The organism is Acidovorax sp. SDU_ACID1 (genome assembly GCF_045291395.1).
Lineage (GTDB): Bacteria > Pseudomonadota > Gammaproteobacteria > Burkholderiales > Burkholderiaceae_C > MR-S7.
In genome coordinates this window covers 2102588-2127021 of the sequence record NZ_CP152342.1, presented here as the reverse complement: position 1 = coordinate 2127021, position 24434 = coordinate 2102588, and the positions used below count along the sequence as shown (strand labels likewise).

General features: G+C 68.2%; 19 protein-coding genes and 1 riboswitch. Of the genes, 15 read left to right on the top strand and 4 right to left on the bottom strand.

Annotated features, from left to right (window positions below):
• Nucleotides 1–27: 27 nt before the first annotated feature.
• Nucleotides 28–1332, bottom strand: coding sequence for a polyhydroxyalkanoate depolymerase (locus AAG689_RS10390; RefSeq protein ID WP_406625871.1), 1305 nt, complete (start codon nt 1330–1332; stop codon nt 28–30).
• Nucleotides 1333–1511: 179 nt separating this feature from the next.
• Nucleotides 1512–2570, bottom strand: coding sequence for a GTP pyrophosphokinase family protein (locus AAG689_RS10385; protein WP_406625870.1), 1059 nt, complete (start codon nt 2568–2570; stop codon nt 1512–1514).
• Nucleotides 2571–2754: 184 nt separating this feature from the next.
• Between AAG689_RS10385 and AAG689_RS10380 the strand changes: the two genes are divergently transcribed.
• Both AAG689_RS10380 and AAG689_RS10375 read left to right on the top strand, forming a co-directional pair.
• The gene (locus tag AAG689_RS10380) at nt 2755–4161 is read left to right on the top strand and encodes a CHASE domain-containing protein (RefSeq protein WP_406625869.1); all 1407 of its coding nucleotides are present in this window, start codon (nt 2755–2757) and stop codon (nt 4159–4161) included.
• On the top strand, nt 4131–5429 hold the full coding sequence (locus tag AAG689_RS10375) for a putative bifunctional diguanylate cyclase/phosphodiesterase (protein ID WP_406625868.1): 1299 nt from the start codon (nt 4131–4133) through the stop codon (nt 5427–5429). Before AAG689_RS10380 ends, AAG689_RS10375 begins: the two co-directional genes overlap by 31 nt.
• Before the next feature lie 3 nt (nt 5430–5432).
• On the opposite strand, the gene dusA is transcribed toward AAG689_RS10375, so the two are convergent.
• Complete coding sequence (gene dusA, locus AAG689_RS10370; protein WP_082176299.1) at nt 5433–6437, bottom strand: tRNA dihydrouridine(20/20a) synthase DusA; 1005 nt, start codon at nt 6435–6437, stop codon at nt 5433–5435.
• Nucleotides 6438–6543: 106 nt separating this feature from the next.
• Nucleotides 6544–7467, bottom strand: a complete 924-nt coding sequence (locus AAG689_RS10365; RefSeq protein ID WP_406625867.1) for a LysR family transcriptional regulator — start codon at nt 7465–7467, stop codon at nt 6544–6546.
• A 136-nt stretch (nt 7468–7603) separates the two neighbouring features.
• On the opposite strand from AAG689_RS10365, the gene AAG689_RS10360 reads away from it, so the two are divergent.
• The 13 genes from AAG689_RS10360 to AAG689_RS10300 all read left to right on the top strand — a co-directional run bounded on the left by AAG689_RS10360 (nt 7604) and on the right by AAG689_RS10300 (nt 24420).
• Nucleotides 7604–8374, top strand: coding sequence for a glutaredoxin domain-containing protein (locus AAG689_RS10360; RefSeq protein WP_406625866.1), 771 nt, complete (start codon nt 7604–7606; stop codon nt 8372–8374).
• A 31-nt stretch (nt 8375–8405) separates the two neighbouring features.
• Entirely contained in the window at nt 8406–9377 is a 972-nt protein-coding gene (locus AAG689_RS10355; protein WP_406625865.1) for a Bug family tripartite tricarboxylate transporter substrate binding protein, read from the top strand.
• A 6-nt stretch (nt 9378–9383) separates the two neighbouring features.
• Nucleotides 9384–10319, top strand: a complete 936-nt coding sequence (trxB, locus tag AAG689_RS10350; RefSeq protein ID WP_406625864.1) for a thioredoxin-disulfide reductase — start codon at nt 9384–9386, stop codon at nt 10317–10319.
• Between the two features lie 209 nt (nt 10320–10528).
• A riboswitch (cobalamin riboswitch) is annotated at nt 10529–10793 on the top strand.
• 350 nt (nt 10794–11143) lie between these two features.
• Nucleotides 11144–13210, top strand: a complete 2067-nt coding sequence (locus tag AAG689_RS10345; protein ID WP_406625863.1) for a TonB-dependent receptor — start codon at nt 11144–11146, stop codon at nt 13208–13210.
• An 8-nt stretch (nt 13211–13218) separates the two neighbouring features.
• Nucleotides 13219–14148 carry an ABC transporter substrate-binding protein gene (locus AAG689_RS10340; RefSeq protein ID WP_406625861.1) on the top strand — a complete coding sequence of 310 codons (930 nt, stop codon included), beginning with the start codon at nt 13219–13221 and terminating at the stop codon, nt 14146–14148.
• Nucleotides 14148–15152 carry a FecCD family ABC transporter permease gene (locus AAG689_RS10335; protein ID WP_406625860.1) on the top strand — a complete coding sequence of 335 codons (1005 nt, stop codon included), beginning with the start codon at nt 14148–14150 and terminating at the stop codon, nt 15150–15152. The genes AAG689_RS10340 and AAG689_RS10335 overlap by 1 nt, the downstream gene beginning before the upstream one ends.
• On the top strand, nt 15149–15916 hold the full coding sequence (locus AAG689_RS10330) for an ABC transporter ATP-binding protein (protein ID WP_406625859.1): 768 nt from the start codon (nt 15149–15151) through the stop codon (nt 15914–15916). The genes AAG689_RS10335 and AAG689_RS10330 overlap by 4 nt, the downstream gene beginning before the upstream one ends.
• 90 nt (nt 15917–16006) lie before the next feature.
• Complete coding sequence (locus AAG689_RS10325) at nt 16007–16912, top strand: LLM class flavin-dependent oxidoreductase (RefSeq protein WP_406625858.1); 906 nt, start codon at nt 16007–16009, stop codon at nt 16910–16912.
• A complete protein-coding gene (locus AAG689_RS10320; protein WP_020226582.1) occupies nt 16905–17669 on the top strand; it encodes a (2Fe-2S) ferredoxin domain-containing protein in 765 nt (254 codons plus the stop codon). Before AAG689_RS10325 ends, AAG689_RS10320 begins: the two co-directional genes overlap by 8 nt.
• 33 nt (nt 17670–17702) lie before the next feature.
• Nucleotides 17703–18758, top strand: coding sequence for a cobalamin biosynthesis protein CobW (gene cobW / locus AAG689_RS10315; RefSeq protein ID WP_406625857.1), 1056 nt, complete (start codon nt 17703–17705; stop codon nt 18756–18758).
• A gap of 58 nt (nt 18759–18816) precedes the next feature.
• Nucleotides 18817–22620 carry a cobaltochelatase subunit CobN gene (cobN, locus tag AAG689_RS10310; protein ID WP_406625856.1) on the top strand — a complete coding sequence of 1268 codons (3804 nt, stop codon included), beginning with the start codon at nt 18817–18819 and terminating at the stop codon, nt 22618–22620.
• Nucleotides 22617–23852, top strand: coding sequence for an ATP-binding protein (locus tag AAG689_RS10305; protein ID WP_406625855.1), 1236 nt, complete (start codon nt 22617–22619; stop codon nt 23850–23852). Before cobN ends, AAG689_RS10305 begins: the two co-directional genes overlap by 4 nt.
• The gene (locus AAG689_RS10300) at nt 23788–24420 is read left to right on the top strand and encodes a vWA domain-containing protein (protein ID WP_406625854.1); all 633 of its coding nucleotides are present in this window, start codon (nt 23788–23790) and stop codon (nt 24418–24420) included. Before AAG689_RS10305 ends, AAG689_RS10300 begins: the two co-directional genes overlap by 65 nt.
• Nucleotides 24421–24434: the final 14 nt, after the last annotated feature.

Below are 24434 nucleotides of genomic sequence, written 5' to 3'. Positions count from 1 at the left end.
AGGCCCCCGCGGGGGCCATGGCCACGTTCAAGCGGCGTTGCGCGCGCGCCGTGCACGCTGCGCGGCGGCGGCCTGCTGCGCGAGGATGAAGTCGCGCACCTGCGGGTAGACCAGCTCGCGCCAGCGGCGGCCGCTGAAGATGCCGTAGTGGCCCGCGCCCTTGACCTCGAGATGGTGCCGGCTGTCGGCCGGGACGCCGGTGCACAGGCCCTGGGCCGCCTCGGTCTGGCCGGAGCCGGAGATGTCGTCGAGCTCGCCCTCGATGGTCAGCAGCGCCGTGCCGGTGATGTCCTGCGGGCGCACGCGCTCCGGCGTGCCCTCGGGCGAGCGCACGTCCCAGGTGCCGTTGACGAGGCTGTAGTCCTGGAACACCGTCCGGATGGTCTCCAGATAGTAGTCCGCGTCCATGTCGAGCACGGCGTTGTACTCGTCGTAGAACTTGCGGTGGGCCTCGGCGCTGGCGTCGTCGCCCTTGATGAGGTTCTTGAAATAGTCGTAGTGGCTGGTCGCGTGGCGGTCCGGGTTCATGGCCACGAAGCCCGTGTGCTGCAGGAAGCCGGGGTACACGCGGCGGCCGGCGCCAGGGAAGTTGCTGGGCACGCGGTAGATGACGTTGTTCTCGAACCACTCGAAGCTGCGCTGCGTGGCGAGGTTGTTCACCGCTGTGGGCGAGCGGCGCGCGTCGATGGGGCCGCCCATCATGGTCATCGACAGCGGCGTGGCCTCTCCGCGGCTGGCCATGAGCGAGACGGCCGCCAGCACCGGCACCGTAGGCTGGCACACGCTCATGACGTGGCAGTTGCCGTAGGTGGCCTGCAGGTGGCGGATGAATTCCTGCACGTAGTTCACGTAGTCGTCGAGGTGGAACTCCCCCTCGGACATCGGCACCATGCGCGCATTCTTCCAGTCGGTGATGTAGACCTTGTGGCCGGTGAGCATGGTGCGCACGGTGTCGCGCAGCAGCGTGGCGTAGTGGCCGGACAGCGGCGCGACGATCAGCACCACGGGCTGGTCCTTGAGCTTGGCGAGCGTGGCGGGGGCGTCCGAGAAGCGCTTGAAGCGGCGCAGCTCGCAGAACGGCTTGTCGATCTCGATGCGCTCGTGGATGGCCACGCCGACACCGTCGACATCCACCGTGCGGATGCCGAACTCGGGCTTCTCGTAGTCCTTGCCCAGGCGGTACAGCAGTTCGTAGCCCGCGGACATGCGCTGGGCGAACTGTGTCTGGCTGAGGGGCGACAGGGGGTTGCTGTAGAGCTTGGCCGTTGCCTGCGCAAGGTCGGCGAACGGCTCCATCAGGGAGCGCTGGGTCTCGTAGAGGGTGTACAGCATGGGGCGGCCGGGGTGTTATGTTGCAGTGCAATATAACAGCTGTGGCATTTGCTTGCTCGTCGTGCAAATACGGATGAATTGTCACTTATGCGACAGAATTTCACGAATGCATGTCCGTGCTGATGCTTGCGTTTTGATAGCTGGCGGCGCTTGCCAGTATTGCGCTGGAGCCGTTTTTTCTATGTGGCCGCAGAAGCTTCGTGCTGCAGCCACGCCTCGAAGGCCTCGCGCGAGCTGTTGCGCAGCGCCCGGCGGAAAACCACCTTGTCCCCCAGGTACAGGCAATGGCGCATCACGGTATACGGGTTGAAGCTGCCCTCGGGGTTCTGCGCCTCGTAGAACTGCTTGTAGCGCTTGACTGTGCCGATGGACTCGCGCAGCAGCGCGTTGAAGCCGGCCCGCGTGATGCCGGGCGACCAGGCGCGGATGTCGTCCACGAACAGATCCACCTTGTGCGCATCGAATTCCTGGTCGTTGAAGAAATGGCGGGCGATCTTCAGGAAGGTGAAGGCGTTGAGCTCGCTGCCGGGCGCGGGGGCGCGGGCGGTGTCGGTTTCCGGCTCGGCGGTCTCGTCGGGGGCGCCGAGCAGCTCGGCGTCGGTGGCGTCGCGGATCTGGCGGAATTCCCGGTCCGCAAGCTCGAACAGGGCCGCCAGCACGTTGATGCGCCGCTTGAGTTCGGCAGGGATGGATTTCTTGTATTTGATCTTGTGGTCCAGCACGCTCCAGGAGTCCTGGACGATGGTGCGCACCTGCAGCTCGAACGGCAGATGCTGGGGCGCGCCGTCCCGCGGCTGCGCCGGGCGGGTGCGCAGGTCCAGGTGCAGGCCCTTGTAGCCGAACGAGGATTCCGTGCCCTCCAGGGCGCTGACCTTGTCGGTCACGTCGATCACGTCGAAGTGCGAGCGCACGATCTGGGCCACCTTCTCCAGCTCGTCCTCGTAGAGGCAGACCACGCGCACGCCGATCAGGTCGGTGATGCAGTCCTGGATCTCGTACGGCGCGCCGCTCTCCTCAAGGGCGGCGCGGTACTTGCGCGAGAACTTGCGGATGCACTCGTCGCGGTCCTTCACCCGGCCTTCGACCTTGGCGATGTCGATGTGGCGGGCCTTGGACAGCAGGGACTGCAGCAGCGCCACGCGGGCGGCGCAGGTCTGCTCGAGCGCGGCGCGCTCGCGCGCATAGTAGGCGTGGAACGCCGCTTCTTCGGGGGTGAGGTGGGAGGAGGCTGCGGACATGCAGTGCTCTGTGGGAAAGGAGGGCAGCGCCCATGGTAGTGCAACGCGGCGGCCCGGGCGTTGCAATGTGTGGAGCCCCCTTGTCTTGGCGCGGGGGCTATGCCACTCTCCGCCCCTCATGAATACAGTGGCGCATCACGACCCGTCCCCTCCCTTCGACCGCACAAGCCCCTGGCACCCGGGGATGATCGCCGCGCCGCTGCTGGCCCTGGTGCTGCTGGGGGTGACGTCCCTTTTCTGGCTCAACGAGGAGCGCGCCCGGCACGAGCGGCGCGTGCACGTCTTCGGCACCGCCGTGGAGCGCGTGGTGTCCAACCTGTCGGACCGCCTGGCGGCTTTCGAGATCGTGCTGCGCGGCGTGAAGGGCTATTACGAGGGCTCCGACACCATCGATCCTGCGGAATTCCATGCCTACTTCGAAGCGCTGAAGCTGCCCCAGTCCCGGCTGGGCCTGCAGGGCATCGCCCTGCTGGCGCAGGTGCCGGCCGCGCAGCGCGAGCAGCACGAGGCCCAGATGCGCGCGCTCGGCCTGGCCGGCTACCGCATGCATCCCCGCAGCGACCAGCCGGTGCAGGCCCCCGTCACGCACGTGGAGCCGCAGACGCCGTCCAACCAGGAGCAGCTGGGGCAGGATGCGATGGCGCATCCCGCCCGCCGCGAAGCGCTGGAGCGTGCGCGCGATTCGGGCGGCATGGCATTGACCGGGCCGCTGAACCCCGCGGACGCGCCCGTGCTGCTGGCCATCTACCTTCCCCTGTACCCTCCGGGCGCTCCCCAGGCCACGGTGGCGCAGCGCCGCGCGGGCATCGAGGGCTGGGTGGTCGCGCGGTTCTTTATCGCCGAGGTCATCCGAGGCTTGGCTCAGGAGCTCGACACCGACCTGGCCCTGGCCATCCACGACGGGCCTTCGGTGGCGGGCGGGGAGCAGATATTCGCCTCCCGCGCGGACTATGCCCCCGCCGCTGTCAACGGCGGGCTGGAGTCGGTGCGCAGCCTGGACGTGGGTGGGCGGCGCTGGACCCTGGTGCTGTACCCGCAGCCATCGTTCGAGCAGCGCTTCGAGGGCTACACGCACCACCTCATCGCGCTGCTGGGCGTTGCCTTCAGCCTGCTGGCGGGCTGGTTCCTGGGCATGCAGATCAGCGCCCGCCGCCGCGCCGTGGCGCTGGCGCACGGCATGACGCGCGAGTTGCGCCGGGCGCGGGATGCGCTGGAGGACACGCTCAACGCCGTGCCCGACCTGCTGCTGGAGCTGGACGGCGACGGGCGCATCCACCACTACCGCTCGGCCCGCTCCGACCTCGCCTGCGTGCCGCCCGAGGACCAGATCGGCCGCCTGCTCGCAGAGGTGCTGCCGCCGGAGGCGGCGGCCGAGTTCATGTCCGCGCTGGCCGAGGCGCGTGCCCAGGGCCACTCCGAGGGGCGCCAGTATTGCGTGCCGATGCATGGCGCGCTGCGCTGGTTCGAGCTGTCGGTGGCGCGCAAGGAAGGCGAGGGGGCTCCCTGCGCTTCATCGCGCTGGCGCGCGATGTCAGCAGCCGCCACGAGGCCGAGGCTGCCATGCACCGCCTGGCCCATTTCGATGCGCTGACGGCGCTGCCCAACCGCCGCCTGCTGCTCGAGCAGATGCATGCCGTGCTGCTGGCCGCGCGCAACGGCGGCGAGCTGGGCGGGCTGTTCTACATCGACCTGGACAATTTCAAGCAGATCAACGATGCGCGCGGCCACGAGGTGGGCGACCACCTGCTGGTGCAGGCGGCCAAGCGCCTGCGCGACCTGGCCGCGCCGGCGGACACCGTGGCCCGCCTGGGCGGGGACGAGTTCGTGATGCTGGTGCCGCGCCTGGGGCGCGACCCCGGGGCGGCGCGCCTGCAGGCGCTGCAGTTCGCGCAGCGCCTGCGCGACAGCCTGGACGCGCCCTACACCATGGACGGCGCGCGCTACAGCAGCTCGGCCAGCATCGGCGTGACGCTGTTCCCCAAGGGCGCGGAGGGCGTCGCCGACCTGCTGCGCGAGGCCGACACGGCCATGTTCCGCGCCAAGGACCAGGGGCGCAACCAGGTGTGCTTCTTCGAGCAGGGCATGCATGCCGCGGTGCAGGAGCGCCTGGCGCTGGAGCAGGACCTCAAGAGCGCGGTGGCCAATGATGCCCTGGCCACCTACGTCCAGCCTCAGGTCGATGCCAAGGGGCGCCTCACGGGCGGGGAGCTGCTGTTGCGCTGGAGCGATCCCGTGCGCGGCGCCGTGCCACCCGCGCGCTTCATCGCGGCGGCGGAGGAGGCGGGGCTCATCGCCCGCATGGGCGCCCGCGTGATCCACCAGGCCTGCGCCGCGCTGGCGGAGCTGGCGCAGCGCGGGCGGGCGTTGTCGATCTCCGTCAACGTGAGCCCGCGCCAGTTCCGCCAGGTGGACTTCGTGGCGCAGGTGCGCCAGGCGCTGGCCGACACCGGCGCGCCGGCCCATCTGCTGACGCTGGAGGTCACCGAGGGCCTGCTGGTGGAGAACTGGCAGGACACGGCCGAGCGCATGAACGAACTGGTGGCGCTGGGCGTGCGGTTCTCGATCGACGATTTCGGCACGGGCTATTCCAGCCTGGCCTACCTGAAGAAGCTGCCGCTGTACGAGCTGAAGATCGACCGCAGCTTCGTGCAGGACACGCCGGGCGATCCCAACGATGCCGCCATCGTGCAGGCCATTCTCTCGGTGGCCGGCCACCTGGGGCTGCGTGTGGTGGCCGAAGGCGTGGAGACGCAGGAGCAGGCCGACTTCCTCACCTCCCGCCACTGCGACGGCCTGCAGGGCTACCTGTTCGGCAGGCCCGAGCCTCTGGCGGGCTGGCTCGCCCGCATCGCGGCCTGAGGTTCAGGCGCCGGCCGCGGCGACACCGGGCTTGGTGCGGGCCAGCGCCATCACCTCGCGGGCGGGAAGGTGCTTGAGGCGGTGGTCGCTCCACACCTGGCGCCAGCGGCGGGCACCCGGCAGGCCGTTGCGCAGGCCCAGCATGTGGCGCGCGACCGCGTACCAGTGCGTGCCGTGCCCGGCGGCCTCGCGCTCCATGTAGGCCACCATGTCCTCTTCCACCTGCTCGCGCGTCAGAGCGGAGGGCGGGGCACCGAAGAACTGCGCGTCCCAGCGCGCCAGCCACCAAGGGTTGTGGTAGGCCTCGCGGCCTACCATCACGCCGTCCACCTGCGCCAGCTGCGCGTGCACCGCCTCGTCCGTCTGGAAGCCGCCGTTGATGGCGATGGTCAGGTGCGCGAAATCCTGCTTGAGCCGTGCCGCGACCTCGTAGCGCAGCGGCGGGATCTCGCGGTTTTCCTTGGGGCTCAGGCCCTCCAGCCAGGCGTTGCGCGCATGCACAGTGAAAACGCGGCAGCCCGCTTCGGCCACGGTGCCCACGAAGTCGCGCACGAAGCCGTAGTCTTCGCTTCGTCCGATGCCGATGCGGTGCTTCACCGTCACCGGCACATCCACAGCGTCCGCCATGGCCTTCACGCAGTCGGCCACCAGGCGCGGCTCGTTCATCAGGCAGGCGCCGAAAGCGCCGCGCTGCACGCGCTCGCTGGGGCAGCCGCAGTTCAGGTTGATCTCGTCGTAGCCCCACTGCGCACCCAGGCGCGCGGCATGGGCCAGATCCGCAGGCTCGCTGCCGCCGAGCTGCAGCGCCACAGGGTGCTCGGCATCGTGGAAGCGCAGATGGCGCGGCACGTCGCCATGGATCAGCGCGCCGGTGGTGACCATCTCGGTGTAGAGCAGGGCGTGGTGCGAGAGCAGGCGGTGCAGGTAGCGGCAGTGGCGGTCGGTCCAGTCCATCATGGGGGCAACCGAAAGTCGCCACATCGGAAATTTCTCTTGTTCTTTAGGCATGAAGCGCTCTGGCATGGGGTTGCGGCTATTTTCGTTTTTCCTGATTTCCCCAAGTTTTACCTGGTGTCATCGCGCTTTGCCTGCGGGCAGGTACTTTGTGAAAAATCTAGGGTTGCCGCTCTTTTTCGCTGCCAGCCTGAAGGGGAGCGAGCAAATGGTCCATCAGGAGCTGCGCCGCCGCCGGCAGCGTCGTCCGACTTCTGACGCACAGGGCGAACTGCCTCCGGGCCCATGGCTCGTCGAGACGGCATATGTGCAGTGGAACTGTCCTGGCATTGCGTCGGGCCATGCTCTCGGGAAGCAGCGCGATGCCGAGGCCGGTGCTGACCATCGTGCAAAGCGCGTCGAAACTGGTCACCTGGATCTTGATGTTCACCTCGCGCCGCGCTTCCTGGGCGGCACGATTCAACAGGATGTTGATCGCGCTGCCCGTGTGCAGCCCGATCAGGTCATGGGCCAGCAGGTCGGGCAAAGTGACAGCCTTGCGCAATGACAGGGGATGGCCCTTGGGTGTGATCAATGCCAGGCGGTCGGAGTGGTAGCCGTGCTGCTCCAGGTTGGGCGGCATTGCGACCAGGGGAAGAAAGATGCCCACATCGGCCGCGTTCTCCGCCACCGCTTTCACGACCATGGGGCTCAGCCTCTCTTCGAGCTGCACCTGCACGTTGGGATGTTCGTCCAGGAACGAGCGCAACGGCTCCGACAGGAACTGGGTGATGGCCGACATGCTTGCACACACCCGAACCAAGCCACGCACCCCTGAGGAGAAGCTCTCCATCTGCACCCGCACTTGATCGAGCTCAGCCAGTGCCGAGCGGGCAAGCTTGGTCAGGGCCAAGCCGGCTCCCGTGGGCTCCACTCCCTTGTTCGTGCGTTGCAGGAGCTGGCTGCTGAGCACCGTTTCCAATTCGCTCAGGCGCTTGCTCACGGCTGCGGCAGACAGGTGTTCGGCCTCGGCAGCCGCGGCGATGGTGCCGGTCTCAACCACGCGGATGAAAAGCCGCAGGCTGACAGGATCGATCTGGTTCATGGTGGCGGTCGGTCTCCAGCCGTAACTTTACGTGATGGCAGGCTCGAAAAATGTCGCTTTTCTGCTGGTCGCCCGGTCTCGAGAATCTGCGCAACCCATCACTGCGCAACCAGCGCCAAACCTCACGAGGCCATACATGGAAACAGCGTCTTCATCGTCAACCAGGATCAAGGTCTTCTGGCAGCCGGGCTGCTCATCGTGCTTGCGCACGAAGGAGTTCCTCACCAAGCATGGCATCGATTTCGAGTCGATCGATGTGCATGGCAACCCCCAGGGAATGGCGCAATTGCGAGCGCTCGGCGCGCGCAGCGTGCCGGTCGTATCGCTGGGAGAGAAGTACACGCTGTGCCAGTCGTTCGATGACGTAGTGAAGTTCCTGGGCTTGAATGTCCAACTCGCGGAGCGCCTTCCACCTGAGGTGCTGGTACAGAAGCTGCTCACCGTTTTGGCCGCTGCCGCGCGCTACACGCTCCAGTTTCCCGAGGACAAGTTCCGTTTGTTTTTCCGCGAGCGCAAGCGTTCGGCGGCAGACACTGCGTTCCACGTCTTCCGCGTTGCCGAGATGGGGCTGGAGGCTGGCGAGCAGAAAGAACTCGAGTTCGACGGCTTCAATGACCTCCCTCCTGCAGACTGGACCGCGCAGCAGATCGCTGATTTCGGCCTCGGCGTGCGCGACCGCTTTGCTGCGTGGTGGGAAAGCTGCGCCGACAAGACGATGCAGTTCACCGTGCCGACCTATTACGGCCGGCACACCATGCACAACGTCATGGACCGCACTACCTACCACGCAGCGCAGCACACGCGCCAGCTCATTCTCATGCTGGAGGACTATGGCGTTACAGCTGCCGGACCGCTGACCCCCGAAGACCTCCAAGGGCTGCCACTGCCCGAGAAGGTATGGGGCTGACCTTCTTCGAACTATAAATACTGGAGACACGATGAAGTTCCATTCGATTCGCAACCTGGGCGCCATTGCCTGCCTCGCGCTCGCCACCGTCGCCGCAGCAGACCCTTCCTATCCCAACCGGCCTATCCGCGTAGTCATGCCGTTTGCTCCGGGAGGCGGAGGCGATCTGGTCATCCGGTCGCTGACGGACAAGCTCGGCCAGCGGCTGGGGCAACCAGTCGTCGTCGACAACAAACCAGGCGCATCGGGCTTCATCGGCGCTGCCATCGTTGCCAAGTCGCCGGCGGATGGGTACACGCTGCTCATGGGCTTCGATGGATCCTTGGTGACTGCCACTCACCTGATCAAGCCGCAGTTCGATCCGCTGAACGATTTCGTTGCCGTCACCAAGCTTGCCGACGCTCCCCTGGTTTTGCTTGCCCACTCGTCGGTCAAGGAAAACACCCTCGCTGAATTGGTGACGGCAACGAAGAACATGCCTGGGGGCATGGCCTATGGTTCTGCCGGGCGCGGCACGACCCATCACTTGGTCGGGGAACTCCTGGCCCTCAAAACAGGGGTGAAACTGACCCATGTGGCCTACAAGGGCGGTGGCCAGGCGGTGGCGGACGCCGCGGCCGGACAGGTCCCCCTGCTGGTGACGGTCATTCCCACCGCAGCGGCATTCATGAAGGAAGGGCGGCTGAAGCCCATCGGCATCACGAGCCGCGAGCGGTCTCCCACCCTGCCTGATGTCCCGACTCTGATGGAGCAAGGCGTGCGCGATTTCGACGTCATGTCTTGGTACGGCATCTTTGCTCCGGCCAAAACTCCGGCCGGCATCGTCGATCGGCTGCAAAAGGAACTCGCAGCAGTTCTTGCCGACCCGGAAGTACGTGCGGTCTACGCCCGCGCAGGATTCCAGCCGGTGGGCAACACCCCTGCTGAGTTTGATCGACAGTACAAGGCAGACTACAAGCGGTGGGCGCAGGTGGTCAAGGAAGCCAACATCCAGGTGGACTGAGCGGAAATGACACATGCGAAATTGATCATCTTGGGATCCGGCCCGGCAGGCTACAGCGCGGCCGTCTACGCGGCGAGGGCGAATCTTCAGCCCTTGCTCATCACAGGACAGGCCGAGGGTGGCCAACTGATGACGACCACAGACGTTGACAACTGGCCTGCGGATGCTCATGGCGTGCAAGGGCCCGAGTTGATGAAGCGATTCATGGAGCACGCACAACGGTTCAAGACGCAGATCGTGATCGACTACATCGACAAGGTCGACTTGCAAAAGCGGCCCTTTGCGTTGACCAGCGCCAGCAGGTCTTACACGTGCGACGCGCTCATCGTGGCAACGGGTGCTTCAGCGAAGTACCTGGGGTTGCCGTCCGAGCAGCAATACATGGGACGCGGGGTTTCGGGCTGCGCAACTTGTGATGGATTCTTCTATCAGGGCCAGGACGTCTGCGTCGTCGGTGGCGGGAACTCAGCGGTCGAGGAAGCGCTGTATATGTCCAACATCGCGAAGTCGGTCACCCTGATCCATCGCCGCGACAAGTTCAGGGCTGAGCCTATCCTCGTGGACAAGGTTTATGAGAAGGTGGCGGAAGGAAAGATCACCCTCAGATTGCACAGCGCTGTCGACGAGGTCCTCGGTGACGACTCCGGGGTGACCGGCGTACGCATCAGGAATGTATTGACTGGCGAGTCTGAGGATTTGGCGCTACAAGGCTGCTTTATCGCGATCGGTCACCACCCGAACACCGAGATCTTCAGGGGCCAACTGGAGATGAAAGACGGCTACATCGTCACCCGTTCCGGCAACCAGGGAATGGCAACCATAACAAGCCTGCCAGGCGTATTCGCAGCCGGCGATGTTCAGGACCATGTGTACCGGCAAGCAATCACCAGTGCTGGCACGGGGTGCATGGCTGCGCTGGATGCTTTGAGTTTTCTGGAGTGATGGCCGTCCGTGTTGCGAAGGCTGGTTTGCTTCCTGTGCGACAAGGCCCAGCCCTGAGGAATAGCGCTCCCTGCACGTGTGCTCCACCAATTTGTCGCAGTTGGCCTTCCTACAAACCAGATCAGGTTTTTCCGAGATAATCGCGGCCAAGCATTCTTCCGAAGCCTGCCGGTTTTGGACGGGACGCTTGGATTCGAAGGTGCCTGTAATAGGGCTGCGATGTCAAAAGCATCCAGTTCCCCAGGTTAAACGGGAAGCAGGTGAGCGGCCTTCATTGGCTCGCGATTCCTGCGCTGCCCCCGCAACGGTCAGCGAAATCTCCGGTTCTCATGCCACCGGCTCAATGAGCCAACGGCGGTCACTGCGCTCCTTACGGCGTGGGAAGGCGACGAACCGAGTCTGCGCATTTGTCAGTAGCACGACTGCGCAGGCGTTTCGCAAGCCCGGATACCGGCCTTTGTTATCGCTTCGGACGCCGCGGGAGGGCGCAGTCCGGGCTGGCCGGCAAGGGGCTGCGCATGACTCGTGGTGTACGCGGGGACGTGGTGACATGCTGGGCCTACCCGTGGAATGTGCGGAATGCGGCGTGTTTTGACAACACGGCCAGTGGCTTCGCGGGTGTGCGAAGCGTGGCTCAGGAACATCGCATGCCTTCCTTCGATATTCAGCGGGCTGTACGCCGCCACGCTTTCGGGTCTCTCCTTCCATTCCATCTGCAGCGTGGTGCTGTGCTGTGCGCTGTGGCCTGGGCGGTCACCTCGGCCATGGCGCAGGAGCAGCGTTCTCATGCTGATTCCATAGGCCAGCCCAAAGCACTGGAAGAGGTGTTCGTCACCGCTACGGCGCGTCCCGAGGATCGCTCCCGTATCGCGGCCACGACCCAGACGATCGGCCGGGAAGACATCGAACGCTCGTCCGCCAGGTCGATCACCGATCTGCTGGCCGAGCACGCCGTCGGGTTCCTGAGCGAATGGACTGCGGCGCAGACTTCGCTGAACCTGCGCGGCGCTGCGACGGACGGGCAGGGGCGCGACTACCGTGGCCAGGTGCTGGTGCTGCTCAATGGCCGCCGCGCGGGTACGGCCAACCTCTCCAAGCTGAGCCTGTCCGACGTGCAGCGCATCGAGATCGTGCGCGGGCCCGCTTCGGTGGTGTACGGCAGCCAGAACATGGGGGGTGTCATCAACATCATCCTGCGCAACGGCGCAGACGGCGGGCGCAACCGCGCGCAGGTGGTGGCCAGTGGGTGGGGTGGCTGGCGCACCGACGCGCAGATCGGCGGCGCGACCGACAAGTGGGACTGGTACGTGGGTGCCAGTGCCGGCGGGCGTGACGACTACCACTCCGGCAGCGGCGGCTCCGAGATGAAGAACACGAGCTGGAAGCGCCGGGGGGCGACGGGCGCGCTGGGCTGGCAGATCGCTGATCTGCACCGCGTGGAACTGCAGGCTCGCACAGATGGCATCTACAACGCGGGATTTCGCGGATCGGGGGGGAATATCCACAGCCGCGACAACCGCTATAACCAGTCTGCCGACCTGAAGTACGAGGGCGCGCTGCCGGGTGAGCGCGTGAGCTGGCTGGCGCACCTCTACACCTTCCGCGACGTGGATGAATTCAACTGGGCCTCCCCAGTCATCAGGTCGGGCGTCAATGCCGTACCAGGCACGTCGCGCGACTACAACCACCGCGCCCTGGACGCCACGGGGCTGCGGCTGCAGCCGCGTTTGCGGCTCACGGATACGAACGACCTGCTGTTCGGCTTCGACTACGAGAAGAACCGCCTGCGCTCGGACCGTGAGCGCGATCCCATGCCTGGCGGCCCCACGGGGCAAGTCGCGCCCTACGACAACAATCAGACCGAGCACACCAAGGCGCTGTATTTCGAAGATGCGCAAAGTTTCTTCGACAAACGCCTGACGCTGCGTGCGGGCGCACGCAAAACATGGGGCGAAACACGCTTCGACCAGACGCCGAATGTGCCCATGGCCGTGACGACGGCGCGGGACTACGACAAGCTCACCTGGTCGACAGGCGCGACGTGGAAGGCGACCGGTGCATGGAGCTTGCGCGCGGGTGCATCCACGGGCTTCCGCGCGCCGACGGCCAGCGAGCTGTCCGCGGATTTCACGGCGGTGGGCGGCGGCCGCATCTTCGGCAACCCCAACCTCAAGCCTGAATCGAGCCGCCAGTTCGAGATCGGCACCACGTACCGGCAAAGCGCATGGAGGTTCGATGCGGCGCTGTTCCAGAACACGATTTCCGACCGCATCATCACCGTGTCGCGCGGCCCGACCACCAATACGTCGGATTACGCGAACAATGCCGCGGACATCGTCGCGCGCGGTCTCGAAATCAGCGCCAACGCCGATGTGGGCAAGCTGCTCGGCCTGCCGCTGGGCGGGCACGCCCTGACGGCTTTCGGCAACGGCTACTACCACTTCCAGATGAAGGACAAGGGTGCAGCGGCGACGGCCAACACCGACCGCGTGCAGCGCATGTACAAGTACGAAGCCTCCGCCGGCATGCGCTATGCGCGCGGCATGGACCGCAATGCCGGCGACTGGAGCATGCAGCTCACCGCGCTGCTGCGCGGCCCGATGTGGTACGACACGGAAGAGAACCTGCTCGTTCCCCTGGGTGAGCCGAGCAGCACCTGGATCCACCGCAAGGGCGCCTTCACGGTGTGGAACATGCGTGCGGATTACCGCCTGAGCCGCAGCGTGAAGCTGTTCGGCGGCGTGAACAACCTCTTCAACCTCAACCGCCACCCCATCTTCATTGCGCTGGACCAGCGGCCCTGCATCGCCAATCCCCTCTTCCAGAACGGCAGTTGCGGCACCTCCATGCCGGGCCGCGAATGGATGGTGGGCTTGCAGGCCGACTTCTGAAGCCGGCGATGCAGTTGCAGGCAGGACGCAGCCATGTCCGGCGGCTGAGCCGGCGCAGCCTGGTGGGCGCTGGTGTCGCGCTGGGCGTGGCTGCGCATTGGCCTGCTGCGAACGCGGCGCCCATCGCCCTGCGCGACGCACTGGGCCGCAGCGTGGAGCTGGCGGCACCGGCGCGGCGCATCGTGACCATCTTTTCGTCGAACACGGAGCTGGTCGCATCGCTGGGCTTGGCGGACCGGATCGTCGGCGTGGAGGACTACACGCGCTTTCCGCCCGAAGTCGCCGGCCTGCCCAAGGTGGGCGGGCGGCTCGGGTTCTCGGTGGATGCCGTGGTGGCGCGCCGGCCCGACCTGGTGATCGTCACGCCTGCGCGCCAGGCTGCGCACCAGCTCGTGGACCCGATGGAGCGCATCGGCGTGCCCATCATGGTGCTGCTCAGCCGCACGCTGGACGAGGTGATCGGCAACGTGCGGCTGGTGTCGCAGGCGACAGGCGTGCCCGCGCGCGGCGATGCGCTGGCCGCTTCGCTGGAAGAGCGCCTGCGCGCCGTGGATGCGCGCATGGCGGGCCGCGCCGCGCCCAGCGCGCTGATGGTCACCGGCCGCATGGGCAACGGCATGCTGCTCGTGGCAAGGCCCAAGACCTATACCGGCGAGGCCATCGTGCGCGCAGGCGCGCGGCATGCGATGCCGGACATCGGCACGCTGGCCCAGGTCTCGCCCGAGGCGGCGCTGGCCTCCAACCCCGACGTGCTGCTGTTCGCCGGCACCCAGGCCGCGCTGGACGACCTGGTGCAGAGGCCCGGTTGGCGCGACATGCGCGCGGTGCGGGGGCGCCGGGCCATCACGGTATCGCGCTCGGAATTCCTGATCCCCGGGCCGCGCACGTTCGACGGCATCGAGACGCTGGCCCAATGGATACGCGGGAGCCAAGGCTGATGCGGCCCAACGCAGTCTGGCTCCCGGCCCTGGCCGTGCTGGCGCTGTGCCTGCTGCTGGGCGCCTGCGCGGGCCACCAGTGGGCCACGCCCGCCGAGATCTGGCGCGCGTTCACCGACAGCGACACGCTGCGCAGCCGCCTGCTGTGGGAATGGCGGCTGCCGCGCGTGCTGGCCGCCGCCTGCGTGGGCGCGCTGCTGGGGCTGTCGGGGGCGGTGTTCCAGGGCGTGTTCCGCAACCCGCTGGCCGAGCCCTACCTGCTGGGCGCCTCCGGCGGCGCGGCGCTGGGCGCCACGGTAGCGCTGCTGGTGCCGCTGGGGCTGCCGCAACCGTGGCTGCTGCCGCTGCTCGCATTCTGCGGGGCCTGGGGCGCCACGGTGCTGGTGCTTGCCGTGGCGCGCGTGGCGGGCGCGCTCGATGCGCCGGGCATGCTGCTGGCCGGCGTGGCCATGGCGGCGATGCTGGGCGCCATCCGCTCCTTCCTCATGCTGGCGCTGTCGGACGAAACCGTGAGCCTGCAGGTCGTCATGAGCTGGGTGCTGGGCGGCATACAGACGCCCACCTGGAAGGGCTTCGCCATGCTGGCGCTGATCACGCTCGCGTGCCTGGCTGTCACACAGGGCGCCGCACGGGGGCTCGACCTGCTCGGGCTGGGCGACGCGACGGCCCAGGGCTTCGGCCTGGACGTGAAGCGCTTCGTGCCGCGCGCGGTGCTGCTGGGCTCGCTGGTGGTCGCGGCCGCCGTGGCGTATGGCGGGCTGGTGGCCTTCGTGGGGCTGGCGGCGCCGCACATCGCGCGCTGGTTCGTGGGCACGCGGCACCGCAGCGTGCTGCCCGCCAGCGCCCTGGCCGGCGCCATCGTGGTGACGGTGGCCGATGCCATCGCGCGCAGCGTGCTGCCGCCGGCCGAGGTGCCGCTGGGCCTCATCACCGCCGTGGCGGGCGGGCCGTTTTTCATCGTGCTGCTCGCGCGCCGCCTGCGCGCGCAGGGGAGCCGCGCATGACGGCGCAGTCCATGCTGGCCGCGCGCGGCCTGACCCTGGCGCGGCAGAACCGCACGCTGGTCGATGGCGTTTCGCTCGGCCTGTCCGCCTGCGGCGCGGTGGCGCTGATCGGGCCCAACGGCGCGGGCAAATCCAGCCTGCTCAACCTGCTGGCCGGGCAGGCCGCGCCCAGCGCGGGCGAGGTGCTCTGGCAGGGCCAGCCCCTGGCCGCGCTCGGCGTGCCCGAGCGCGCGCGGCGCATCGGCTACATGCCGCAGCGCTTCGACCCGTATTGGGACGTGACGCTGGCCGACCTCGTGGCCATGCGCGTGCAGGGCCGCGCGAGCGCCGCGCAGGTGCTGGAGGGCGCGGGCCTGCAGGCCTTCGGCGCCAGGCGCTGGAGCACGCTCTCGGGCGGCGAGCGCGCGCGCGGCATGCTCGCCGCGGTGCTGGCCACCGACCCGCCCGCGCTGCTGGCCGACGAGCCCGGCGCCGCGCTCGACGTGCAGCACCGGCTGGCGCTGGTGGAATCGCTCGCGGCGCGTGGGCGCGAGCGGCTGGTGGTCGTGGTCATGCACGACCTGGACCTGGCCTTCGAGTGCTTCGACCGCGTGGTCGTCATGCACGAGGGCCGCATCGCGCTGGACGGCACGCCGGGCGATCTGCTGCACCACGCGGCGCTCGACGACGTGTTCGGCGTGCGTTTCGAGCGCATCGCCATCCCGCCGCAGACCCTGCTGCGCGCGCGGCGCAAGGCCATGGAGGAGGGCGCTGGTGCGCATTGACCTTGCAGGCTGGACGCGCGAGGCCACGGCCGGCGACAGCCAGGCTTTTTCTCGCTCTTCGAGCGCGCCGACCGCCTGGGCTACCACGGCGTGTGGTTCAGTGAATTCCGTGTGCCGCGCGCGCCGTGGCCTTACCCGTCGCCGCTGCTGCTCGCCGCCGCGCTGCTGGCGCGTACCGAGCGGCTGCGCGTGGGCACGTCGGTGCTGGTGCTACCGCTGCACCACCCGCTGGTGCTGGCCGAGGAGATCGCGCAGGTGGACTTCCAGAGCGGCGGCCGGCTGGACGTGGGCATCGGCCGGGGCACCGAGCCGGATTCGCTGGAGTGCCTGGAGATTGACCCGCAGTCCACGCGCGAGCGCTTCGAGCAGGGCGCGCGCATCCTGCGCGACGCTTTGCGCGGCGATACCGTCGAGGCGCGCGAGGGTCCGTGGCGCTTCGCACCGCGCACGCTGGGCATGCCGCCCGTGCAGCGCCCGCATCCGCCGATCTACGTCGCAGCCTCGACGCCCGAATCCATCGCGTTCGCGGTGCAGGAGGATTTCCCCCTGCTGCTCAGCCTGGAGCCGCCCGAGACCACGCAGCTCGAACGCCTGGACCACGCGGCGCTTTCGCTGGGGCAGGGCGGCACGGCCTTGCGCGCGCGCTCGTCGCTGGCACGCTACGTGTGCATCGGCGCCAGTGCGCAAGCTGTGCAGGAACAACTCGGCACGCTGTGGGACAAGCTGCATGCGCGCCGCGTCTTCTTCGCGGGCAAGCGCGGCGTGCCCGCATCCGAGGTGCCGCCGATCGATGTGGCTAAGGTGCTGGCCGAGCAGTTCGTCTGGGGCACGCCCGAGCAGTGCCATGCGCAGATCGCCGCGCTGCGGGCGCGCACGGGCATCGCGCAGTTGCGCTGCGTCTTCAACGGCAATGGCCTGTGGAACAACGAACAGGCGCTGCAAGGCATGGAGCTGTTCGCGCGCGAAGTCATGCCTGCGCTGGGCCGCGATGACTGAGCTTGCGCCGATCGCCGTAATCCTCCTGGCCCGGGGCGGCGTCTACTCGGCCGCCGCCAGCGATCTGGCGCAACTGGCCGAGCGCGTGCACGAGGCGCTGGCCGCCCAGGGCAGCGCGCCGACGCGGGTGCAGCCTGCGTTCGCCGACCGTCTGCACCCCTCGCTGCCCGAGGCGCTCGACGCCTGCGCCGCTGCCCGCACCGTCGTCATCGTCCCCGTCATGTCGCCCGACGAGCCGCCGCTGCGCCGCTGGCTGCACAAGCTGGTCATGCGTTGGCGCGCGGGCCGCGCCGATGGCCCCCGGCTCGTCTTCGCCGACCCGCTGCTGCAGACGCCGCAACTGCCCGAGATGCTGGCCTGCACGGTGCGGCGCTCGCTGGCGCTGCCGGACGTGGCCGCCGTGACCGGAGAAGACGCCTGGGAGCGCGACCCTGTGGGCTGGTCCAGCGTGCCCGAGCATCGGCACCACGTGCTGTGGTGCATGGGCCCGCGCTGCGCGGCCAAGGGCGCCGTGCAGCAGTGGCCGCAGCTCGCGCAGACGGTGCGCGAGACGCCGGCCCTCAAGAAGCGCGTGATGCTGCTGCAGACCAGTTGCCAGCACCCCTGCAACCATGGTCCGCTCATGATCGTCTACCCCGAAGGTGTGTGGTACGGCCCATTGGCCGAGGCCGATATGGGGCGGGTGCTCACGCAGCACGTGCTGCATGGCCTGGTGGATGAGGCGCTGCGCGTCCACGGCCCGAAGGCCTTGCCCTGATTTTTGAGTTTCTTCTTTCTCGGAGCCCGATCCATGCAAACCACCAAGATCCCCGCCACCATCGTCACCGGCTTCCTGGGCAGCGGCAAGACCACGCTGATGCGCCACATCCTCGAACAGGCCAAAGGCCTGCGCGTGGCCGTCATCGTCAACGAGTTCGGCGAGCTGGGCATCGACGGCGAAATCCTCAAGACCTGCGCCATCGGCTGCAAGGAAGAAGGCGGCGCCGACGCATCCGAAGGCCAGATCTACGAGCTGGCCAACGGCTGCATGTGCTGCACCGTGCAGGAGGAATTCTTCCCCGTGATGAAGGCGCTGGCCGAGCGCCGCGACGCCATCGACGTGTTGCTGATCGAGACCAGCGGCCTGGCCCTGCCCAAGCCGCTGGTGCAGGCCTTCCAGTGGCCCGAGATCGCGAGCGTCTTCACCGTGGACTCGGTCGTCACCATGGTGGACACTCCCGCCGCCGCCGCAGGCCAGTTCGCGCACGACCCGCATGCCGTTGATGAACAGCGCCAGGCCGACCCCAACCTCGACCACGAGGCCGACTTGCACGAACTGTTTGAAGACCAGCTTTCCGCCGCCGACCTGGTCGTGCTGTCCAAGGCCGACTTGGTCAGCCTCGAAGAACTGGCCCAGGTGCGCGCCCTCGTCGCTGAAGAAGTGCCCGCCGCCGTCAAGATGGTCGAGGCCGTGCAAGGCAGCGTGCCCCTGGCCGTGCTGCTGGGCCAGCACCGCGCGGCAGAGGCGCACATCGACGAGCGCCACTCCAACCACGACCACGATGAAGACCACGACCACGACGCCTTCGACTCGCTGCACATCGACCTGGGCGCGGTGGACAAGGAGCGCCTGATGCAGGCGCTGCAAGCCATCGTGCAGCAGCACGCCGTGCTGCGCGTCAAGGGCTTCGCCGCGCTGCCGGGCAAGAAGATGCGCCTGCTGGTGCAGGGCGTGGGGCGGCGCTTCGACGCCTACTTCGACCGCGCCTGGAAGGACGGCGAGGCGCAGGCCACGCGGCTGGTGTTCATCGGCCAGCACCTTGACGCGGCGGTGCTGCGCGCAGCGCTGGCGGGTGCGGAAATTTAAGGTCAAATTGGCCTCTAGCGCTTATCCATCAAGCGCAAGTAGCTACCATTTTTGAAGCATGCACCTACTCAGCACCCGCCCTGGCGGCTTTGTCGAAGACGAGAGCATCGTCACCCGGCTCGACCAGACGCCCGCCGACATGGTGGTGCTCAGTTCCGCCGACACCACGCTGTCGCTGCTGGCCGATGCCTACCGGCTGTGGCAGCAGGCCGAGCCCGACGCGCCCACGCTGCGTCTGGCGAACCTGCTGCACTTGCGCCAGAGCGCGTCGCTCGACCTGTACATCGACGAAGTGCTGCAACATGCCAGGCTGGTCATCGTCGATCACCTGGGCGCGGAGTCGGCCTGGCCCTATGGCATGGAGCAACTGCGCAAGCTCGCGCAGCAGCAGGGGCAGAAGCTGGCGATGTTCTCGGGCGACAGCCAGGAAGATGCCGAACTGCTGGTCAAGGGCACGCTGGCGCCCGAGCACAGCCGCGCGCTGTGGCAATACCTGCGCGCCGGGGGCCTGGGCAATGCGCGCGAATTCCTGCGCATGGGCGCAGCCTGGGGGCTGGGCCGTGCCGTGGAGGGCGCGCCGGTGCGCGTGCTGCCGCCCGTGGCCGTGCATGTGCCGCTGGCCTGGATGGGCGATGCGCCGGGCCGCGTTCCCGGCCTCGACGATTTGCAGGCGCGCTGGAAGCCCGGCGCGCCCGTGGTGATGCTGGTGTTCTACCGCTCGCACCTGCTGGCCGCCAACACCGATGCCTTCGACGCCATGGCCGGGGCGCTTCTCGCCGAGGGCCTGAACCCGCTGCCGTTGGCGCTCGAATCGCTCAAAGACGCGCTGTGCCTGGAAACGTTGCGCGCGCTGTGCGTGGCGCACAACGTACAACTCATCCTCAACACCACGGCCTTCGCCGCGCTGGGCGAGCACGCGCGCGGCGGCGGCGATACGGATGCGCTGGCGGGCGACGTGCCCGTGCTCCAGGTGATCGCCAGCGGTGCCAACCGCGACGACTGGCTGGCCGACGCCCAGGGCCTGCGCCCGCGCGACATCGCCATGCAGGTGGTGCTGCCCGAGATGGACGGCCGCATCATGACGCGCGCCATGAGCTTCAAGGGCCTGGCGCACCGCTGCGAGCTCACGCAGACCGACGTGGTGGCCTACCAGCCTGAGCCCGACCGCGTGGCATGGATCGCGGAACTGGCGCGGCGCTGGTGCGCGCTGCGCAGCAAGAGCGCCGCCGCCAAGCGCGCCGCGCTGGTGCTGGCCAACTACCCCGGCAGCGAAGCGCGCATGGGCAGCGGGGTAGGGCTGGACACGCCTGAATCCGTGATCGCGCTGCTGGCGCAGTTGGAGCGCGACGGCTGGAGCCTGGGCGGTGCGGCAGAGCGCCCCGCCAGCGGCCAGGCATTGATGGAGCGCCTGCAGCAAGGCATTGCCAACGACCCCGCCAAATGGCCGCTGCGCCGCGCGCGGCAGGGCTATTCGCTGCACGCCTACCGCGAGCGGCTGGCGCAATTGCCCGAGGGCATGGCCGATGCGATCACCGCCCAATGGGGCACACCTGAGCAAGACCCCCTGCTGCGCGACGGCTGGTTCATGGTCGCCGGGCTGCAACTGGGCAACGTCTTCGTGGGCATACAGCCCGCGCGCTCGCTCGACGGCCGCAACGACTACGCCCAGTACCACGACGCCGAACGGGTGCCGCCGCACCACTACCTGGCGTTCTATTTCTGGCTGCGCGACAGCTTCTCCGTCGATGCCGTCGTGCATGTGGGCAAGCACGGCAACCTCGAATGGCTGCCGGGCAAGAGCCTGGCGCTGTCGCAACACTGCTGGCCCGACGCCATCCTGGGGCCGCTGCCGCACGTCTATCCGTTCATCGTCAACGACCCCGGCGAGGGCGCGCAGGCCAAGCGGCGCAGCCAGGCCGTCATCATCGACCACCTGATGCCTCCCATCACCCGCGCCGAGAACCACGGCCCCATGCAGGAGCTGGAGCGGCTGGTGGACGAGTACTACGACGCGCTGCTGGTCGACCAGCGCCGGGCCGTGCTGCTGCGCCGCCAGATACTGGACTGCGCGAAAGGCCAGGATTTGCTGAGCGAGCTGGGCGTGGATGCCGCGCAGGACGATCAAGTCCTGGAGCGCATCGACGCCTATCTGTGCGAGCTTAAAGAAACCCAGATACGCGACGGCCTGCACATCTTTGGCCGCTCGCCTGAAGGCCATCTGCGCGACTCCACGCTGCTGGCGCTGGCGCGCTACCCGGCTGCTGGCGAGCAGGGCTTGCTGAATGCGCTGGCGGCCGACCTGCTGCCCGGCTGCGACTGGAACCCGCTGGACATGGACGCGGCCGCCGCCTGGCCCGGGCCGCGCCCGCAGGTGCTGGCCGAACTCGACCCCGGCCCCTGGCGCCACGGCGGCGACACGCGCGAGCGGCTGGAACTGCTGGCCTTGCAAGTGCTGGCCCGGCCCGAGACCGCCCAGGACTGGCCGCAGACACGGCAGGCCCTGCACCGCATCCACGCACAGATCGCCCCCGCGCTCGACGCCTGCGGCAGCGAGGAACTGCGACAGTTCTCGCGCGCGCTGCAAGGCCGCTTCGTGCCGCCGGGGCCCAGCGGCTCGCCCTCGCGCGGGCGCTGCGACACCTTGCCCACGGGGCGCAATTTCTACACCGTCGATACGCGCGCGATTCCCACGCAGACCGCCTGGGCGCTGGGCCAGCAGGCCAGCGAGCGGCTGATCGCGCGCTATCTGCAGGAGCACGGCGAATACCCGGCGGCCATCGGCCTCTCGGTCTGGGGCACGGCTACCATGCGCACGGGCGGCGACGACATCGCCCAGGCCTTCGCGCTGATAGGCGTGCGTCCCAAGTGGGCGCCGGGCAGCCAGCGCGTGGTGGACTTCGAGGTCGTCCCGCGCGTGGGCCTGCACCGCCCGCGCGTGGACGTGACGCTGCGCATCAGCGGCTTCTTCCGCGATGCCTTCCCCGGCGTGGTGCAGATGTTCGACGCCGCAGTGCGCGCCGTGGCCGAACAGGAGGAGGACGCCGAGGACAACCCCATCCGCGCCCGCGTGCTGCGCGATGCTGCGCAGTGGACACAGCAAGGCATGGACGGCGCCGAAGCCCATGAACAGGCGCTGTGGCGCATCTTCGGCGCGCCCGCGGGCAGCTACGGCGCCAGCATGCACGAGTTGCTGCGCTCGGGCCGGTGGAGCGACGCGGGCGACTTCGCGCGCCACTACCTGCACTGGGGCGCGTTCGCCTACGGCCGGCAGGCCGACGGCGTGCCCGCGCGCCAAGCCTTGGAGCGCCGCATGCAGACGCTCGACGTGGTGCTGCAAAACCAGGACAGCCGTGAGCACGACCTGCTCGACTCCAGCGAGTACTACCAGCACCAGGGCGGCATGGCCGCCGCCGTGCGCCACCTGGGCGGTGGCGAGCCCGCCATCTACCACGGCGACCACGGCAACCTGCAGTCCGCCAAGATCCGCTCGCTGGCCGAGGAGATCGGCCGCGTGGTGCGCGCCCGCGTCACCAACCCTAAGTGGATTGCCGGCGCCATGCGCCACGGCTACAAGGGCGCATTCGAGATGGCAGCCACGGTGGACTACCTGTTCGGCTTCGACGCGACTACGCAGCTCGTCTCCGACACGCACTACGCGCTGGTCACGCAAGCCTATGTGCAGGACGAGGCCGTGCGCCAGTTCCTGCGCGAGCACAACCCGCAGGCGCTGGGCGACATCGTGGGCCGGCTGCTCGAAGCCATCGACCGCGGCATGTGGGAGCAGCCCGGCGATCTGCATGACGCGCTGCTCGCGCAGATGCTCGCGCAGGAAGAATTCATGGAAGGACGCGCGCCGCAATGACCCCGACATTTCCGCTATCGGCGATTCAAGGCCAGCCGCAACTGGTGCAGGCGCTGCTACTGGCCGCCATCGAGCCCGCGCTGGGCGGCGTGCTGATCCAGGGCCCGCGCGGCACGGCCAAATCGACGGCGGCGCGCGCGCTGGCCGACGTGCTGGCGCCTGCGCCCTTCGTCACGCTGCCGCTGGGCGCGTCCATCGAGCACGTGGTCGGCAGCCTCGACCTGTCGAAAGCGCTGGCAGGCAGCGAGGTGGCCTTCGCGCCCGGCCTGCTGGCCAAGGCACACGGCGGCGTGCTCTACGTCGATGAAATCAACCTGCTGCCCGACGCCATCGTTGATGTGCTGCTGGACGTGGCCGCATCGGGTATCAACCGCGTGGAGCGCGACGGCATCTCGCACAGCCACGCGGCGCGCTTCGTGCTGATCGGCACCATGAACCCCGAGGAGGGCGCGCTACGCCCGCAGTTGCTGGACCGGCTGGGCCTGTGCGTGCAGCTTGCCAATGCGCAGGACCCGCGATTGCGCAGCGCCATCGTCAAGGCGCGGCTGCGCTTCGACCTCGACCCTGCGGGTTTTCTGCAAGACCATGCGCAGGAGCAAGCCCGTACCGCCGAACGCCTGCGACAGGCGCGTGCGCGCTGTGCCGATGCCGGCCAGTTGCTCTGGAGCGATGCCGTGCACGAGGAAGTGGCGCGTCAATGCATAGAAGCGCAGGTGGACGGCCTGCGTGCCGACCTTGTGATGCTGCGTGCGGCGCGCGCGCTGGCCGCGTGGGAGGGCTGCGACGCGATCACGGAGCACCATGTGGCCGAGGTCACGCCCTTGGTGCTGCTGCACCGCGCCGGGGAGCCTCAACGCCAAGCTCCACCTGCTCCCGCATCGGCACCCTCTCCATCCTCTGCGCCTGTGCCTGGGCCCCAGGCGCGCTTCAGCAGTACGGCCAACTTTCATCAGAACAATGCCGCCACGCATAGCCAGGAACAGCCGCCCCTTGATTGGGGCGAACCTCAGCCCGTGGCCAGCGCTCCGGTGGATGCACAGCAGGCCGACGCATTGGCGCTGGCTGCCCTGGAGGCACTGGCCGCAAAAAAGCCCGCGCCCCCGGCCCGCAGCGCTGACGCCAGCGGCGCACCGCCCCGGCCGGGGGCAACAGGACGCAGCGTTCTTGATGGGGAACGGACTCGCAAGCCATGCGCAAGTCACGGCGCAGCGCTTCCCCGGCGCCACGCTTGACTGGCCCGCCACGCTGCGCGAGCGGCGCAGCCGGCCGCTCGCGCCCGCGCATTTGCGCTGGCGCCAGCATTTCGGCCAACTTCATTCGCTGCATGTGTTCGCACTCGACTGTTCGGGCTCGATGCGCGAGAGTGGCGCCTTCGCCCAGGCCAAGGGCCTGCTGCTGCAATGGATGCGCTGGGCCTACGTGCAACGCACGCCGGTCGCGCTGCTGTGCTTTGGCGCGGGCCAAGTCCAATGGCGTCTGCCGCCGCGTCGCGCGCCGCAGTGGAATGCCGATCTGATCGAGCCGCTGCCTGGTGGTGGAGGGACCCCGCTGGCCCAGGCGCTGCATGCGGCCTGGGCGCTGATTTCCAGGCGGGCCGAGGAGCGCAAGACCCTTTGGGTGCTCAGTGACTTCCGCAGCCCTGACGTGCTGTCGCTGGTCAGGCAGCCCCCTCCACTGCGGTTGCGTCATGTGCTGGTCGATGGAGAGGTTCCGGCGCGCGCCAGCCACCGTGTATTCGGCGGAGCACAGCGTTTGGTGCAGGCCTGGCCGGGTGCGGTGCGGATCACCGCCAATGGATGAGGCTCGGACAAGGG

Bases quoted from the DNA above. Each gene is read 5' to 3' on its own strand.
- AAG689_RS10390 (WP_406625871.1), bottom strand. From the start codon at position 1,332: ATGCTGTACACCCTCTACGAGACCCAGCGCTCCCTGATGGAGCCGTTC.
- AAG689_RS10385 (WP_406625870.1), bottom strand. From the start codon at position 2,570: ATGTCCGCAGCCTCCTCCCACCTCACCCCCGAAGAAGCGGCGTTCCAC.
- AAG689_RS10380 (WP_406625869.1), top strand. From the start codon at position 2,755: ATGATCGCCGCGCCGCTGCTGGCCCTGGTGCTGCTGGGGGTGACGTCC.
- AAG689_RS10375 (WP_406625868.1), top strand. From the start codon at position 4,131: ATGCACCGCCTGGCCCATTTCGATGCGCTGACGGCGCTGCCCAACCGC.
- dusA (WP_082176299.1), bottom strand. From the start codon at position 6,437: ATGCCTAAAGAACAAGAGAAATTTCCGATGTGGCGACTTTCGGTTGCC.
- AAG689_RS10365 (WP_406625867.1), bottom strand. From the start codon at position 7,467: ATGAACCAGATCGATCCTGTCAGCCTGCGGCTTTTCATCCGCGTGGTT.
- AAG689_RS10360 (WP_406625866.1), top strand. From the start codon at position 7,604: ATGGAAACAGCGTCTTCATCGTCAACCAGGATCAAGGTCTTCTGGCAG.
- AAG689_RS10355 (WP_406625865.1), top strand. From the start codon at position 8,406: ATGAAGTTCCATTCGATTCGCAACCTGGGCGCCATTGCCTGCCTCGCG.
- trxB (WP_406625864.1), top strand. From the start codon at position 9,384: ATGACACATGCGAAATTGATCATCTTGGGATCCGGCCCGGCAGGCTAC.
- AAG689_RS10340 (WP_406625861.1), top strand. From the start codon at position 13,219: ATGCAGTTGCAGGCAGGACGCAGCCATGTCCGGCGGCTGAGCCGGCGC.
- AAG689_RS10335 (WP_406625860.1), top strand. From the start codon at position 14,148: ATGCGGCCCAACGCAGTCTGGCTCCCGGCCCTGGCCGTGCTGGCGCTG.
- AAG689_RS10330 (WP_406625859.1), top strand. From the start codon at position 15,149: ATGACGGCGCAGTCCATGCTGGCCGCGCGCGGCCTGACCCTGGCGCGG.
- AAG689_RS10320 (WP_020226582.1), top strand. From the start codon at position 16,905: ATGACTGAGCTTGCGCCGATCGCCGTAATCCTCCTGGCCCGGGGCGGC.
- cobW (WP_406625857.1), top strand. From the start codon at position 17,703: ATGCAAACCACCAAGATCCCCGCCACCATCGTCACCGGCTTCCTGGGC.
- cobN (WP_406625856.1), top strand. From the start codon at position 18,817: ATGCACCTACTCAGCACCCGCCCTGGCGGCTTTGTCGAAGACGAGAGC.
- AAG689_RS10305 (WP_406625855.1), top strand. From the start codon at position 22,617: ATGACCCCGACATTTCCGCTATCGGCGATTCAAGGCCAGCCGCAACTG.
- AAG689_RS10300 (WP_406625854.1), top strand. From the start codon at position 23,788: ATGGGGAACGGACTCGCAAGCCATGCGCAAGTCACGGCGCAGCGCTTC.